At 54.3% G+C, this 14,580-nt stretch carries 14 protein-coding genes; 11 read left to right on the forward strand and 3 right to left on the reverse strand.

Annotation, left to right across the window (positions count from 1 at the left end):
* Positions 1 to 385 precede the first annotated feature (385 nt).
* Complete coding sequence (locus tag KXU80_RS04305; RefSeq protein ID WP_219837050.1) at positions 386 to 1,084, reverse strand: GntR family transcriptional regulator; 699 nt, start codon at positions 1,082 to 1,084, stop codon at positions 386 to 388.
* A 194-nt stretch (positions 1,085 to 1,278) separates the two neighbouring features.
* Between KXU80_RS04305 and KXU80_RS04310 the strand changes: the two genes are divergently transcribed.
* From KXU80_RS04310 to KXU80_RS04325, 4 genes are all read left to right on the forward strand, one after another.
* On the forward strand, positions 1,279 to 2,400 hold the full coding sequence (locus tag KXU80_RS04310) for a mandelate racemase/muconate lactonizing enzyme family protein (protein WP_219837051.1): 1,122 nt from the start codon (positions 1,279 to 1,281) through the stop codon (positions 2,398 to 2,400).
* Positions 2,401 to 2,474: 74 nt separating this feature from the next.
* Positions 2,475 to 3,389: a carbohydrate ABC transporter permease gene (locus tag KXU80_RS04315; RefSeq protein WP_219837052.1), complete on the forward strand. Its 915-nt coding sequence runs from the start codon at positions 2,475 to 2,477 to the stop codon at positions 3,387 to 3,389.
* Complete coding sequence (locus KXU80_RS04320; RefSeq protein WP_219837053.1) at positions 3,386 to 4,285, forward strand: carbohydrate ABC transporter permease; 900 nt, start codon at positions 3,386 to 3,388, stop codon at positions 4,283 to 4,285. The genes KXU80_RS04315 and KXU80_RS04320 overlap by 4 nt, the downstream gene beginning before the upstream one ends.
* Positions 4,286 to 4,369: 84 nt before the next feature.
* A complete protein-coding gene (locus KXU80_RS04325; RefSeq protein WP_219837054.1) occupies positions 4,370 to 5,716 on the forward strand; it encodes an ABC transporter substrate-binding protein in 1,347 nt (448 codons plus the stop codon).
* 81 nt (positions 5,717 to 5,797) lie between these two features.
* On the opposite strand, the gene KXU80_RS04330 is transcribed toward KXU80_RS04325, so the two are convergent.
* On the reverse strand, positions 5,798 to 6,643 hold the full coding sequence (locus tag KXU80_RS04330) for a helix-turn-helix transcriptional regulator (protein WP_219837055.1): 846 nt from the start codon (positions 6,641 to 6,643) through the stop codon (positions 5,798 to 5,800).
* Between the two features lie 108 nt (positions 6,644 to 6,751).
* Entirely contained in the window at positions 6,752 to 7,543 is a 792-nt protein-coding gene (locus KXU80_RS04335; RefSeq protein WP_219837056.1) for a phytanoyl-CoA dioxygenase family protein, read from the reverse strand.
* A gap of 272 nt (positions 7,544 to 7,815) precedes the next feature.
* Between KXU80_RS04335 and KXU80_RS04340 the strand changes: the two genes are divergently transcribed.
* From KXU80_RS04340 to KXU80_RS04370, 7 genes are all read left to right on the forward strand, one after another.
* Positions 7,816 to 7,962, forward strand: coding sequence for a hypothetical protein (locus tag KXU80_RS04340; RefSeq protein WP_219837057.1), 147 nt, complete (start codon positions 7,816 to 7,818; stop codon positions 7,960 to 7,962).
* A 539-nt stretch (positions 7,963 to 8,501) separates the two neighbouring features.
* Positions 8,502 to 9,566, forward strand: a complete 1,065-nt coding sequence (locus tag KXU80_RS04345) for a zinc-binding dehydrogenase (protein ID WP_219837058.1) — start codon at positions 8,502 to 8,504, stop codon at positions 9,564 to 9,566.
* 32 nt (positions 9,567 to 9,598) lie between these two features.
* Positions 9,599 to 10,438, forward strand: coding sequence for an AraC family transcriptional regulator (locus KXU80_RS04350; protein ID WP_219837059.1), 840 nt, complete (start codon positions 9,599 to 9,601; stop codon positions 10,436 to 10,438).
* Complete coding sequence (locus KXU80_RS04355; RefSeq protein ID WP_219837060.1) at positions 10,435 to 11,229, forward strand: sugar phosphate isomerase/epimerase family protein; 795 nt, start codon at positions 10,435 to 10,437, stop codon at positions 11,227 to 11,229. The genes KXU80_RS04350 and KXU80_RS04355 overlap by 4 nt, the downstream gene beginning before the upstream one ends.
* Positions 11,230 to 11,266: 37 nt before the next feature.
* A complete protein-coding gene (locus tag KXU80_RS04360; RefSeq protein WP_219837061.1) occupies positions 11,267 to 12,580 on the forward strand; it encodes an ABC transporter substrate-binding protein in 1,314 nt (437 codons plus the stop codon).
* Between the two features lie 86 nt (positions 12,581 to 12,666).
* Positions 12,667 to 13,548 (forward strand): carbohydrate ABC transporter permease, encoded by an 882-nt coding sequence (locus tag KXU80_RS04365; protein ID WP_219837062.1) that lies wholly within the window; start codon positions 12,667 to 12,669, stop codon positions 13,546 to 13,548.
* Positions 13,549 to 14,361, forward strand: a complete 813-nt coding sequence (locus KXU80_RS04370; RefSeq protein ID WP_219837063.1) for a carbohydrate ABC transporter permease — start codon at positions 13,549 to 13,551, stop codon at positions 14,359 to 14,361.
* Positions 14,362 to 14,580: the final 219 nt, after the last annotated feature.

Below are 14,580 nucleotides of genomic sequence, written 5' to 3' on the forward strand. Positions count from 1 at the left end.
TTCAACTTTCTATAATCTTCTTTGCAGTAGCAGTTATATGTATTTATCTATCATGGCACAATTTCGAACTCGCAAGACTCTAAATTAACGGGGGACACGATAGTTGAACAGTTGTCTTGAAGTAACCGTATGAAAAGGAGTTTATTTATGGATTTCAAACTTAAGCGTTATCATTGAGCTTCGAAATTATGAGAATCGATTGCGTGAAAGAAATCGGCCAGAACAAAAGATCCAAGACGATCATGAATTTGCAAAATGGTTAGTTGATCATGCTAACTAACGGGAAAATGGACAGCTGCTAAATTCGCAGCTGTCCATTTTCAATTCTAACCAAGAAAATAGGTTGCGGCGTGTTCCTACGATTCCCTTCAAAAGACGGTTGCAGTTACACCGTATCGCTGCCGGCTGCGGTCGGTTCGTGCCCGGCATTCTGCAAGATCGTAACGTTCTCGTCATAAATATGAGCCTTCATCAGTTGGCAGGTCTGTTCGACGTCCTTCGCTTGCATCGCCTGCAGCAGCACCGCATGCTCCTCGTAGATCTGATTCTGGTCATGATACATCGGTCCCTGGACGAAGAAGTGCAGCCGGATCCGATTGACAATGCTCGACCATATATTGATGATGTTGCTCGCGCGGGACGCTTGAATCAAATATTCGTGGAACGAAATGTCGTAATCGACAATTCGCGCCAAATCCTTCTGCGCGGCTGCTTCCTTCATACCCTCGACAAATCGGTTCATATGCATGAAATCCTCATCGCTCATTCGCGATAGCCCGGAACGGATGGCGAATAGCTCGATCGTCAGCCGGATAGGGATCAACACTTCGATAACTTCTTCCTTGGAGAATTCCGCTACGACCGTTTCCTTGTAAGGGGAGGAATGGAGGAGACCCTCCTGCTCCAGCGTGCGTATCGCTTCCCGAATCGGGCCGCGGCTAACACCCATTTCCTTTGAAATCGCAATTTCCCGCAGCCGGTCGCCCGGTTTCAGTTGGCCAGTTAGAATCGCATTGCGGATTTCATCCGTTACCCGGTGTCGCAGCGAGGTTGGCTTCTGCTCTTTAAAGCTGAATGTTTCCATCGTATGAACCTTTCTGCTTCTGGTTTTTGAATCGTTACCTGTATCATAGGCGATTCCTCAACCCTTGTCAAAACAACAATCGGCAATAAGATTGTTGACAATCAGACAAGGAAAATTTATACTCTTTTTGAAAACGCATACTCGGCATTATCGATACGCTACAACCAATTTATGCAGGCAGGTGGATACGCTTCATGAAAATCACCGATGTTCAAGTTCTCTATCTCAAGCTACCGCAAATCGATGCTACGCGCTGCGACGGCACGCAGGACACGCTGATTGTCCGTGTCCGGACCGATGAGGGGATCGATGGAATCGGCGAGATCGATTCAGTGCCCGTTGTCGCCCGTTCTATTATTAACGCCCCGCCGTCACATGCCATCGCTACCGGGCTGAAGGACTTGCTTATTGGAGAAGATCCATTCGAAATCGAGCGGCTGTGGGACAAAATGTATATGGGCGCTCTTTATTACGGACGTTCAGGCCCCGTGCTCCATGCGATGAGCGGCATAGATATTGCCCTATGGGACATTATCGGCAAGGCCTCTGGCCGGTCGACGGCACAGATGCTGGGCGGTGTTTACCGGCAGGAGATCAAGGCATACGCGAGCCTGCTTATGCCAGATACGATTGCTGAAGCCGCGAAGCTGGCCGAGACGTACATGAACCACGGCTACAAAGCGATCAAGTTCGGCTGGGGGCCGATCGGGCGGGTGTCGAAGGCGTTCGACATCGAGCTGGTCCGAACGCTTCGTTCGGTCATTGGGGATGAGAACGACCTGATGATCGACGTGGGTCACGTATGGGATGTGAAGCATGCGATCCGGATGGCTCAGGAGTTCGCCCGGTACGGCGTGCACTGGTTGGAGGAGCCGCTGCCTCCGGATGATTTGACCGGCTACATGCAGTTATCCCAGGCGGCTGACATTTATATCGCGGCCGGGGAGCAGGAAAGCGGAAGACGGGCATTCGACCGACTGCTGCGCGAAGGCGGAGTCGACATTTTACAGCCCGATCTTGGACGCTGCGGCGGACTGACGGAAGCTCGGAAAATTGCTTATATGGCTTATGACAACAATCGCAGAATCGTTCCGCACGCCTTCAAAACCGGTGTTCTTGTGGCGGCAAGCACGCATTTCGCGGCCAGTATTCCTCATGGAGATTTGATCGAGTACACACGATCGGAATCACCACTCGCGAGACATGTCGTTGCGAATCCGCTTTCATTCAAGGACGGCTACATCCAGCTCCCCAATGGTCCCGGTCTGGGCATTGAGCTTGACGAGGACATCGTGAAGAAGTATCTAGCACATTGAGCTTGTACAAAGGGGGCGCTCCTTTGTACAGCGAGAATTGGAAGCGATTACACCTCTGGAGGTGGGAGATTGGCATGAACGTCAAACGCAAATGGTTGACAAGATCGCGCCGGGAGGCGCTGGACTGTTATATCTTCATGAGTCCCGCTATAGTCGGTCTGATCTGCTTTATGCTCGGTCCGATCGTGGCTTCTGCCTATTTCAGTTTTACGAATTATGATATTTTGAGCGCTCCGACCTGGGTCGGACTGGACAATTACAGGGCGTTGATTAAAGACCCGCTCATTTGGCAGTCCTTCAAGGTGACGCTGATTTACTCCGCTGCCAGCGTGCCGCTTGGTTTAGTCGCATCCCTGCTGCTTGCGCTGATACTGAACCGAAGCGTCAAAGGCATCTTCGTCTTCCGCACGATCTTCTATCTGCCGGCCGTCATGTCCGGCGTTGCGGTGGCGCTGCTGTGGAAATGGATTTTCAATCCGGACTTCGGCTTGATGAACTGGGCGCTCAGCCAGATCGGCATCCACGGTCCCAAATGGTTCATTGACGAGCAATGGGCGCTTCCGCCGATTATCATTATGAGCTTATGGGGTGTGGGCGGCAGCATGCTGGTATACCTCGCAGGCCTGCAGGGCATTCCTACCGACCTGTACGAAGCGGGGGAGATCGACGGCGCCAACAAATTCAGGCAGTTCTTTCATATTACGCTGCCGATGCTTACGCCCGTTATTTTCTTCAATTTGATTACGGGGGTTATCGGCGCGCTGCAGGTGTTTACCGAGGGCTTCATCATGACTGCGGGCGGACCGAACAACGCCACCTTGTTCAGCGTGCTGTATTTGTACCGGAATGCGTTCGATTATCTGCAAATGGGCTATGCATCGGCAATCGCGTGGGTGCTTTTCCTCCTTATCTTGTTGTTTACGCTTATTATTTTCAAATCGTCTCCCATGTGGGTCTTCTATGAAGGGAACAGGAGGTCGTCGAAATGAACATTCCGGATGCTTCCGCAACGGGGATTCGAAAGGTTCAAACACATCGGACGGCCTCTCGGCATCGGACGGAGCGGCTCAGGAACGCATTCAGCTATCTGCTGCTCTCCCTTGGCTCGCTGATGATACTCGTTCCGTTCGTCTGGATGATTTCAACCTCGCTCAAGCGCAAGCAGGACGTTTACACATTCCCGCCCCAATGGATTCCATCTCCCATGGAATGGCACAATTACAAGGATGCCTTCACGACCTTTCCATTCGGGCATTATACGTGGAATACCGTTACGATCACGGTGTTCGTACTGCTTGGGACGCTGCTGTCGTGTTCCTTCGCCGCTTATGGCTTCTCGCGGTTGAACGCGCCCGGACGAAATCTCGTCTTCCTAGTGCTGCTGTCCACGATGATGCTGCCGACCGCGGTGACGATGGTGCCGACTTACTTGTTTTTCAACAAGCTAGGGTGGACCGATACCTTCCTGCCCCTGATTGTGCCGGCCTGGTTCGGGACCGCCTTCTTTATTTTCATGATGCGGCAGTTTTATATGGGCATTCCGTTCGAGCTGGAGGATTCGGCCCGAATCGACGGCTGCAGTACGTATGGAATATGGCTGAAAATCATCGTGCCGCTGAGTAAGCCAGTGCTGGTGACGGTAGCCGTCTTCACGTTTATGGGGACATGGAACGATTTTATGGGCCCGCTCATTTACTTAACCGACGAGAACAAGCGCACGCTTGCACTGGGTCTCTCCTACTTCCAGGGTTCGGCTCGCTCGTCTCCAGACCTGCACCTGCTGATGGCCGCGACGCTGTATGCGATTGCGCCTTGCGTCCTTCTTTATTTTCTAAGTCAGCGGGTATTCGTCAAAGGAATGGTCTTCACCGGCGTGAAAGGGTAGTCCGCCGGGAAGAATCCTGCTTCGCCGCGAAGGGCGGCGTTCGGTTCTTCTTGGATATTTCATAAGAGGAGAGGGAACAAAACGATGAAGCAAAGGGGAAAATGGGCATTCGGCTTGGTCGCGGCAGTGATGATGTTCACTTTGTACGGCTGCTCGGGCGGTGAGGGAAACAAGAGCGGTACGGGCGGTTCGGAAGGAGCGGCTGGAAACGAAAGCAAGACGGCCTCGAATGGCGGAGAGAAAGAGAAGGTATCGCTGAACTTTATCCGCTGGTCGAACGGACCGGCACTGGATAACGAAGAGAAGGATAAAGTCAAGCGATTCAACGATTCCCACCCGAATATTCAAGTGAACATGACCATGCTTCCATGGGATGAAACCTTCAAAAAAATCGAGCTGTCGCTGGCATCGAATTCGCCGGTGGACCTGTTCTACTGGGACGTACCGGCCTATGCGTGGTATAAGAAAGGGCTGATGCAGAACCTGCAGCCTTATTTCGACCGCGACCTCAACATGTCGGATTACGATGAGAAGCTGTTCGCGCCTTTCAAGTTCGACGGCCAAAATATGTATGTCGCGCCGGAGAACTATCAGACGCTGGTGTTGTACTACAACAAGGACCTGTTCGATAAGGCCAACGTCGCGTACCCGACGGCGGACTGGAACTGGACCGATTTCCTTGACACGGCGAAGAAGCTGACGATCAAGCAGGGTGACAAAACCACCCAGTTCGGAACGACCATGTCGCTTGGAGCCTGGTGGGGATGGATGGCACTCAGCCAAGAGCAGGGCGGTTCCCTGACGGACAACATTCATGATCCGCAGAAGCTGTCGTTCAATACGCCGCAGACGAAGAATGCGCTGCAGTTCCTGCAGGATCTTATCTACAAGCACGGCGTTGCGCCGGACGCGGCGCAGGCGAGCGCTCTTGGCGGTGACTTCATGAGCGGTAAAATCGCCATGTACGTTGGCGGGGATTGGGATTTGGGCACGCTGAAGGGAACGAAAGACCTGCACTGGGACATGACGCCGATGCCGAAATGGGACGGCCAACGCGTCGTGCCTTACTGGATGGGCGGTTATGCCATGACGTCCAAAACGAAGCATCCGGACGAAGCTTGGGAGTTTATCAAATGGACGATGACGGACAATCAGGAAACGCTCTCGAAGCAGCAGTCCTGGATTCCGGTAAGCAAGTCGGCCCTCGAGAAAGCAAATGTTCCGGCTTGGGCGCCGAAGGGCTATGAGGAAGCGCGCTTCGCCTGGAAGGAATACGGAACAATCGGAGACATCTATCACCTGAGATGGCGCGAGGCGCAGGACAAAGTCATAGCTCCGATCGACGATCAAATATTCGCCAACAAAATGACCGTCGACGAAGGCCTCAAGCAGATGGAACAGCAGGTAAACGAAATTCTAGCGAAGCCCTGACGGACCGATCAACGGCCATAACGGCGTTTGCTGGTTTTGCATCGCTGCAGGGTCTGCGTCAAAAAAACTGGAAGCTGGGCATTAGCCCCGCTTCCAGTTTTTGCGAAACGCCGAGGGCGAGCAGCGCTCGGCGTTGCGGAATGTATGCAGGAACGCATTGTAGCTCTCGAAGCCGCACTGTTCGGCCACTTCTCCGACGGCGGCGTCGGTCAGCATCAGAAGCCGCTTCGCATGGTTGATCCGCTTCTGCAGCATATATTCCTTTGGCGTGAAACCGTAATGCTTCTTAAACTGCCGGATAAAATGATAGACGCTGAGTCCGGCCTCGCGGGCGATCTCCTTGATGCTGCCGATCGTCAGATAGTTGGCGTCAACGTATCTTAGGGCCTGCTCGATGCCGGATGGAACCGGCAGAACGGCTCCGTCGCGGTCGGCAAGCCGGGCGCACTCCATCAGCAGCCCGTATATGGAGGAGGACTGCTCCCATTCCAGGTGGGGAACGGTCGTCCGCATGCCGTCCAGCACCGAGCGAAGCATGCGGACGACTGAGGCGGACGCGGCTCCGGGAGCAGCGCCAAAAGCGGGAAAGAGCGATACCGGGCCCCCGAATAAGCGAGGCCACAGATTTTCCAGCTCGCTGCCGTCGAAGACCAGATACAGCAGCTGGCACGGGTCCTCCAAGTCCGCTTTGTAGGCATGCGGATAGCGCATGTTATGCAGCAGGCAGTCGCCGGGGCCGAACCTCATCCAGGCCGTTCCATGGCGGAATGCGCCTTTGCCTTGCGTGATAAGCAGTATCTCATAGGCGGGATAGTTGTCCCGCTCGAAGTAATAATTGGCGTCGCAAGGATCGAATCCGCCGACGAGCGGATAGTAGAGGGTCGCCTTGGCAAAGGGGCTCGGCGTGGACAGCCATTCATCGTGCATGCTTTCGCATCCTTCTCTAGAGAGATTTGCAAACGGGAACATCCTGCTGGATCGTATCCGGCAGGATGTTCCGCTGTATGAAGTTTTTCGCTTTTAATAATTCCCGGTTTAGGCCTTCGCTTCCGCCGGCTCTTCGAATGCTTTCGGATCGTCCGTCCACGGCAGCATCCCGAGCAGCATTTGGCGCAGCTTGGTGTCGGCTTTGGCCTTGAGCTCCTCGGAAGGCTCGTAGCCGGGCCACGTCCGAAGGAAGGACGGCGCGTAATTGTAAATGAGCGAACGGCGGGTTTCATTCGTGTAGTTGTTGAGTGCCGAATGGTAGGTATATCCGTTAAAGATAACGGCCGTACCGGCTTTGACGCTCATCCGCGTGTGGCCGGGCATATCTTCCTGCTTCTGCACCTTCGGCAGCTGCTCGTTGGTCATATGCACGCTCCCCGGAAGGAAGGCGAGGCAGCCTCCGTCATAGTTCACGTCGGAAAGGAAATAGAAAACCTTGGCCATGAACGGGACTTTCTTCTCGTTCACGAAAAGCTGGCTGCTCGTATCCCGGTGCCAGTTCGTATGGGCTTCCTTTTGCGGAGGCTTGATCATGCCGTCATTATCGATCATGACGAAGGAGTTGCCGAGGATGTCGCGCAAAATGGACATCATCCGTGCGTTTTCCATTAATTGAAGCAGAGCATCGTCATATTCAATGACGCCGCATACCTGCTGGACGTTAGTTAATTGACCGGAGGACGGATTATATCCACCTTTGGTTTCCCATACCTTAAAGGCGTGGTCCAATCGCTCGTTATAATAATCGACCTCGCCGGCAGCCAAAAAGCCATCCAGTACCAGATAACCGTCTCGTTCCCACAGAAGCTTCTGTTCAATCGTTAGACCATGCAGATTCATGCCGCATTCCCCCTCAGATTATTGCGCCTCTATGCATGATTATAACGTCAATGAAATCGGAAAAGAAAGCGTATTCTTGCTGAGTATACACCATAATTTGCGGTGAGCTTGGTTCGAGATTGAGACGGCAGATTAGGGCAAGAATTTCGACCGCGGCCGGCCAATACCTTACGTTATGGACTCACCTTTAAATTTGCTGTTACATAAGTTCGACGATATTGGAAAGGATACAGTTTGGTATTCCATCATTTGGAGAAAGGGATGATTTCAGAATGAACAATAACGAAATAACGGATCCAAAACAAAATGTTAAGCAAGGTAAGAAGAAAAACGCTCAGGAGATGAATGAATCAGGAATCGACTACATTTGGGGCAGCGACCAAGATGAACTAGTCCAGAAACAGGAGAAGGAGGAGTAATCCCTGAATTAACTTGATACGAGAGTGCAAAAGCGATGGAACCGATCCATCGCTATTTTTGCATTGCTGCGCCGCGTTGCGCTAACCGGAGGATAGTTCCCATATGTGATATTACAATCATTGATTCCGTGACGGGGGAGGATTGAACAATGAATGTTAAACTAAATTTGGTAATCCTAGCACCGAACTAAATTAGAGCAACGAAGCATTGGGGAGATCATCAATGACGAAAATGCGGGCGGCCCAAAAGCCGGGGGGGACCTGATGCGCGGCGCGCCTGCAGGATCTAGCCGTCACCGTTGTGCACCGGTCTTTCCGCTCTTCGGCCGCATTCGGAAGACTCCGATGCGATGTACAATTGCTAGAAGTGGTCTCTATTTCGCTTGCCGCAACCTGTAAAACGGATAAATATCGGCAAACACCGGATAACATACAACCCGATCAATTGCGATATAATGCAATTGTAAGCGGTAACATACATGGCTATCGCCTTTTAAAAAAATGATTGTTAACCTTCACCCAGCATAGGAGGAAGTACGGTGCCCAAACAATTGATCGCGCAAGCCCCGCGCAAAGCTGTGATTACGGATTACGAGGATCGGGAGATCAAGCTGAACGAAGTGAGGGTGCGCGTCGAGCACGCTTCGCCGAAGCACGGCTCCGAGCTAGCGGGTTTCCGTGGAGAAAGCCCGCATACGGCCGATTACTTCGACGAGAAGGACGGCTGGAACCTGTTCTTGCCCCGCGATCCAAAGGATATTTCGGCGGACGGCGGATTCGGCCGCTGGAACCTCGGCAACCAATGGGTCGGCGTCGTTACCGAAGCGGGCTCCGAGGTGTCGGCATACAAGATCGGCGACCGGGTTTGCGGCTACGGCGGCATCCGTGAGACGCATGTCGTGAACGCGGTGGACAATTATTATTTGAAGAAAATGCCCGAAAGGATGTCGTGGAAAAACGCGGTGTGCTTCGATCCGGCCCAGTTCGCCCTCGGCGGCATCCGCGACGCCAACGTTCGCGCGGGCGACCGCGTCGCGGTATTCGGGCTCGGTGCAATCGGCCAAATCGCGGCTCAGCTGGCCAAGATGGCGGGCGCGAGCTGGGTGGCGGTTGTCGATCCGATCGAAGGACGCCGAGCGGTCGCGCTCCGGAACGGCGCGGACGCGGCATTCGATCCGGCGAACGAAGATGTCGGCCTCGAGCTCAAGAAAGCGACCGGCAAGCTCGGCGTCGACGTCATCATCGAGACGAGCGCCAGCGAATTCGCGCTTCAGCAAGCGCTGAGAGGACTCGCGTACGGCGGCACGATCGCGTTCGTCGGCTGGGCGAGAGCATTCAAGGGCGGTTTGGATCTGGGCCGCGAAGCGCATTTCAACAACGCCAAGATCGTCTTCTCCCGCGCGTGCAGCGAACCGAATCCGGACTACCCGCGCTGGAGCTGGCGCCGGATCGAAGACGTCTGCTGGGACATTCTGTCCAAAGAGCTCATCGATTGCGAAGACGTCATCAGCCCCGTCGTGCCGTTCGCGCAATCGGCGGAAGGCTACGAGCAGTACGTCGATCGGCGTCCGGACCTAAGCATCAAACTGGGCGTCTCGTTTTAACGGAAACGTTACGGAAAGGGGGGATACACGGCATGGGCGACCGACTGGGTTCCCTCCTGAGGCATGCCGAGCTCCAAATCGTCGAATTCGACATTCATCGCCGCATCGAAATGAATACGTTCAACAGGACGCTTCCCTGGTACGTTATGTCCTACTTGAAGTCGGGCAGCGCCAAGCTGCGGATAGGCGGGGATGTGACGACGATCGCGCCGGGAACAGTCACCTTCATTTCTCCGAACGTGGAGCACGACCATTACAAGGATACGCCGGACGAAACGGAGTTTCTGTGGTGGCATTTCACGTACGAAATCGCGGGCGTCATGGACGCCATGAAGATGTTCCAAATTCCGTACGTGTTCCGGCTGCAAAAGAACGAGTCTTTCGAGAAGGTGTTCATGGAATTCATGGAATCGGCGGACGCCGAAACGTCTTCCTTGCCGTTGTCGATCCTGACGCGGGCGAAATCACTCGAGCTCTTGTACATCATTCTGAACAGCGCGGTCGGCCAAAGCGACGCGCACGCGAACGTGGCGAAGTCGGAATGCTTCTTGGACTTACTATCGCGATTCGTCCATTCTCCGGAAGAGCCGTTAACGCTTCGGATGATGTCGGACGAACTCCACTTGCACCCTACATACGTGAGCACCCGGTTTAAAGAGCTTTTCGGCAAGCCGCCGATGCAGGTCCAGCGCGAGATGCGCATCCAAAAGGCAAAGGCGCTGCTGGAGTCGTCTGAGCTGTCAGTGACGGAAATTTCCCAGCGGCTGGGTTACAGCGAATTGCAAAATTTCACGCGGTTGTTCAAGTCCTACGTCGGTATTTCCCCGACGCAATTTCGCGAGCTTAACCGCAAATGGAGGGTGATGAAATGAAGCTGGCCACGCAAGACAGAGGTTTCTTCGGCTCCACGTACGAGCAGAAGCTGTCTAAGCTGAAGGAGCTCGGTTTCGAAGGGCTCGAAATCGACGGCAAATCACTGATCGAAAACTATAGCGAAATCGAAAAAGCGGTCAAAGCTACGGGCGTGTCCATCAGCTCGATCTGCGGCGGATACCGCGGCTGGATCGGCGATTTCGACGACGAACAGCGCAAGCTTGCGATCGCGGACATCGGCGAGATCATGAAACGGACGGCCGAAATTGGAGCGGCTGGCGTCATCGCACCGGCGGCGTTCGGCATCTTCTCCCGGAAGCTTCCGCCGTTCGCTCCGCCGCGCTCGGCGGAAGTGGAACGCGAAGCGCTGCTCGATTCCTTGAGCAAGCTGAACGATCATGCGTTGTCCACGGGCAGCGCGCTGCTCCTTGAGCCGCTGAACCGCTACGAGGACCACATGATCAACAAGCTGGAAGACGCGGCGAGTTTGATCCAAGAAGGCGGCTTTCGCGGCGTGAAGGTGATAGCGGATTTTTTCCACATGCAGATCGAAGAGCGGGACATTTCCGCGAGCTTGCGGGAAACGGGAAGTTTGGTCGCCCACGTGCATTTGGCGGACAGCAACCGCCTGCAGCCCGGCTGCGGGCATACCGATTTCCGGAAGGGCTTTCGAACGTTGAAGGAAATCGGGTTCGAAGGCCACATGGCGGTCGAGTGCGAGCTCGCTCCCGGAGACGGGTTGCAGGCATACGCGGAGATGGCGAACTATTTGAAAGCGTGTATGCAATAGAATCGGTCTTCCATTCTAACGATCGAGGTGTTCATTTATGATGAATCCCGCATTTCGCACGTTCGGCAAATCGTTGTACGCAATCGGTCTGGCTTCGATGATCGTCCTGGCAGGCTGCTCCTCCTCAGGCGACGGGAAAGAAGGCGGCGCTATCAAGCTGCAAGTGCCCGACTCCGCGATTTGGGGCGAAGAGAGCTCCGCCCTTCAGGTTATGTACGACAAATTCGAGGCCGACCACCCGGACATCAAGCTGGAACAGGTAACGATGGCCGACGACCAGGCGATGTCCGCCGCCCTCGCGGCCGGTAAAGCGCCCGACCTCATGCTGATGGATCCGTCCCTCGCGAAGGAACGGTACAAAGGCGGCTACGTCGAACCGCTCGACGCCTATTACGACAAATACGGCTGGGGCGACGGCATGTTCGGCTGGGCCAGAAACGCCTATGTCGAAAACGGCAAAACGATCGGTATTCCTTGGAATTACGAAGGCCTCATTCTCGTTTACAACGATACGATGTTTAAGGATAACGGCTGGACCGTTCCGAAGAACTATGGTGAGCTCATGAGCCTCGTACCGAAAATCGAAGAAAAGGGCATCATGCCGTTCGCTTGGGGATCTTCGGATAACCCGGGCGTGGACGACTGGTGGGTGACGAGCATCGTCAACAGCATGCTCGGCAGAGAAGGAACGAAGCAGCTGTTTTCGGGGAACCTGAATTGGACGGATCCGGCGATCCTGGACGGAATCAAGCGTTACGACGAGTTTTGGAATGCAGGCTACGTGACGGACAAAAAGTCGCAGGCGATCTCGCAGGAAGACAGTACCCAGCTGTTCTTGAACGCCAAAGCGGCGATGCGGCTGGACGGCACATGGAGCTTGGCGGCCGACAACAACCCGGACTTCGAGATCGGCTTCGCGGCGTTCCCGAGCTGGAAGCAGGACGGCGAGCCGATCATTCCGCTCGGGGTGGGCGGCGGTCTCGTCATCAACTCCAAATCCAAGCATAAGGAAGAAGTCGGCGAGCTCTTGAATGACTTCTTCGACACCGAAGTCGTGAAGACGATGGCGGAGCACGGCATTCCCGAACCGATTCAAATGAACTACGGCGACCTCAACCTGAAGCCGAACGTGGCCAAAGCGCTGAACCTGATTTCCGAAGCGGAGAAGGCGGGACAGACCGGCTACGTTGCCTGGTCTTATGGGCCTCCGAGCGTCGTGCAGGTGCTCGAATCGGATTTCGCCAGTGTTTATTTGAAAAAGACGACTCCGGAAGCTTGGCTTGCCAACCTCCAGCAGCTGAAAGAGAAGGATGTCAAGGACAATCGGATTTTCGCTCTCGATAAGTATTGATCGTTTCTGGCGGCCGAAGGCGTTTCCTTTTTCCCGGGAGAATGACGCCTTTCGGGCGCATGATTTCGCAAAAGGAGATGACGGCGGTGATAAAACGTTCGCGACTGATACGCTGGAAAGGGTGGCTGTTCATCTTGCCGGGACTGTTATTCCATGTCTTCGCCGTCACCATCCCCGCGATGCTGTCGCTTTATTTGCCTTTCACCGAATGGAACGGCATCTCGATGCCGAGGTTCATCGGAATCGACAATTTCGTAGAAGCTTTCCGCGACAAAATCGTCGGCACCGCATTTCTTAACAACGTGAAATGGATGCTCTTCTGGGTGACGATCCCGATTATGATCGCATTCGGCCTCGCCTATTTGCTGTTCAAAATCAAAAGGGGCCAAACGGCTTACCAATCCATTTACTTTTCGACGTCGATCATAACGGTGACCGTCGCAGGGCAAATTTGGTTTTGGATGTACAACCCGTTCAGCGGCATCAACTTTTATTTGGATAAAGCAGGTCTCGGCTTCTTGGAATGGCCAGGGCTGACGATTCCGTCGTTCGCCCTCGTTTCCGTGCTCCTCGCGGACATGTGGCGGGGCTTCGGCGGCAACGTCATCTGGCTGCTCGCGGCGCTGACCCAGAACGACAAATCGATCGAGGAAGCGGCCAAATTGGATGGCGCGGGGCGCTTCCGCATCCTCTGGAACATCGTTCTGCCGCAAATCCGCCCGACGCTCGTCGTCGTGACGCTGCTCACCGCACTCGGGGCGTTCGGGGCTTTCGAAATGGTGTACGTCATGACCGGAGGCGGCCCAGCGCACGCCACGGAGACACTTTCGACGTACTACTACTCGCTCAGTACGAGGGGCCAACGGGCAGGGTACGGCTCCGCGATCGCGTTGTTCCAAATGTTCATCGCGTTCGTCTTGATCGCCGTTTACGCCTACTTGAAGAAGAAGAAAGGCTGGGATGTGTAAATGATGCTCAGGTTCAATTGGCGGCATATTCCGCTATTGATCGTCGCGGCTTACTCGCTGTTCCCGATGCTTCTTCTCCTCATGAACGCGTTCAAGAAAAAAGCCGAGATCTCGAAAAACCCGTTAGGCTGGCCGAAGTTTTGGACGTTCGAAAACTTCTCGCGCGCTTGGCAGCAAGGCCATTTCGACGTCGCTTACATGAACACGCTGATCATTACCGGAATGACCGTCGTACTCGTCTGCGTCTTGTGCGGCTTCGCCGCCTACGGACTGACGTTCTTGAGTATGCCGGGCTCTGGCGCTTTTCTCGCCTATCTGTTCATCACGATGAGCATGCCGATCGGTTTCATCCCGATTTTCTTCATGGAAATCAAGCTGAACCTGATCAATACGTATTGGGGCGTCATCATCCCGTTCGTCGGAGGCGCGTTCGCGTTTAACGTGTTCCTGTTGCGGGCGTTCATGCTCGGCATTCCGAAAGATTTGCTGGAGTCGGCGACGGTGGACGGCTGCGGCGCGATGAAGACGTTTTTCCAAATCATTTTGCCGCTTGCCCAACCCGCTTTCGTCGTCGTCGCGATTTTCACGACCCTGTCTTCCTGGAACGAAATTTTCCTTTCCAACGCGATCCTGCAAACGGATACGATGAAGACCGTGTCGGTCGCCTACTTGAATTTCACAAGCAAGTACAATACGAACTGGGCTCTCATGGCTGCGGGAGGCATCTTGACCGTCGTGCCGATGGTCGTCTTGTTCCTTCTCATGACGAAGAAGTTCGTCAGTGGGCTGCAAGAGGGCAGCGTCAAGTTTTGATGCGCCGGCTTGGGCGCTTCGGGTACGTACCGGAATGTATCTTTTAACGGAAACACAGGAGGTCGTAAGGTGACAAAACCGTCACCTTGCGGCCTCCTGTTTCGATGGATATGGCGATCCTATTCCGTCTATAGTAGAGATAACGAAAGGAAGGGAGCGCCAAGACACATCTCCATATGACTGCGCTATGCTCGCTAGAGTGGCGAAGCGCTCAAGGCC

Origin of the sequence: Paenibacillus sp. R14(2021) (assembly GCF_019431355.1) — a bacterium.
GTDB lineage: Bacteria > Bacillota > Bacilli > Paenibacillales > Paenibacillaceae > Paenibacillus_Z.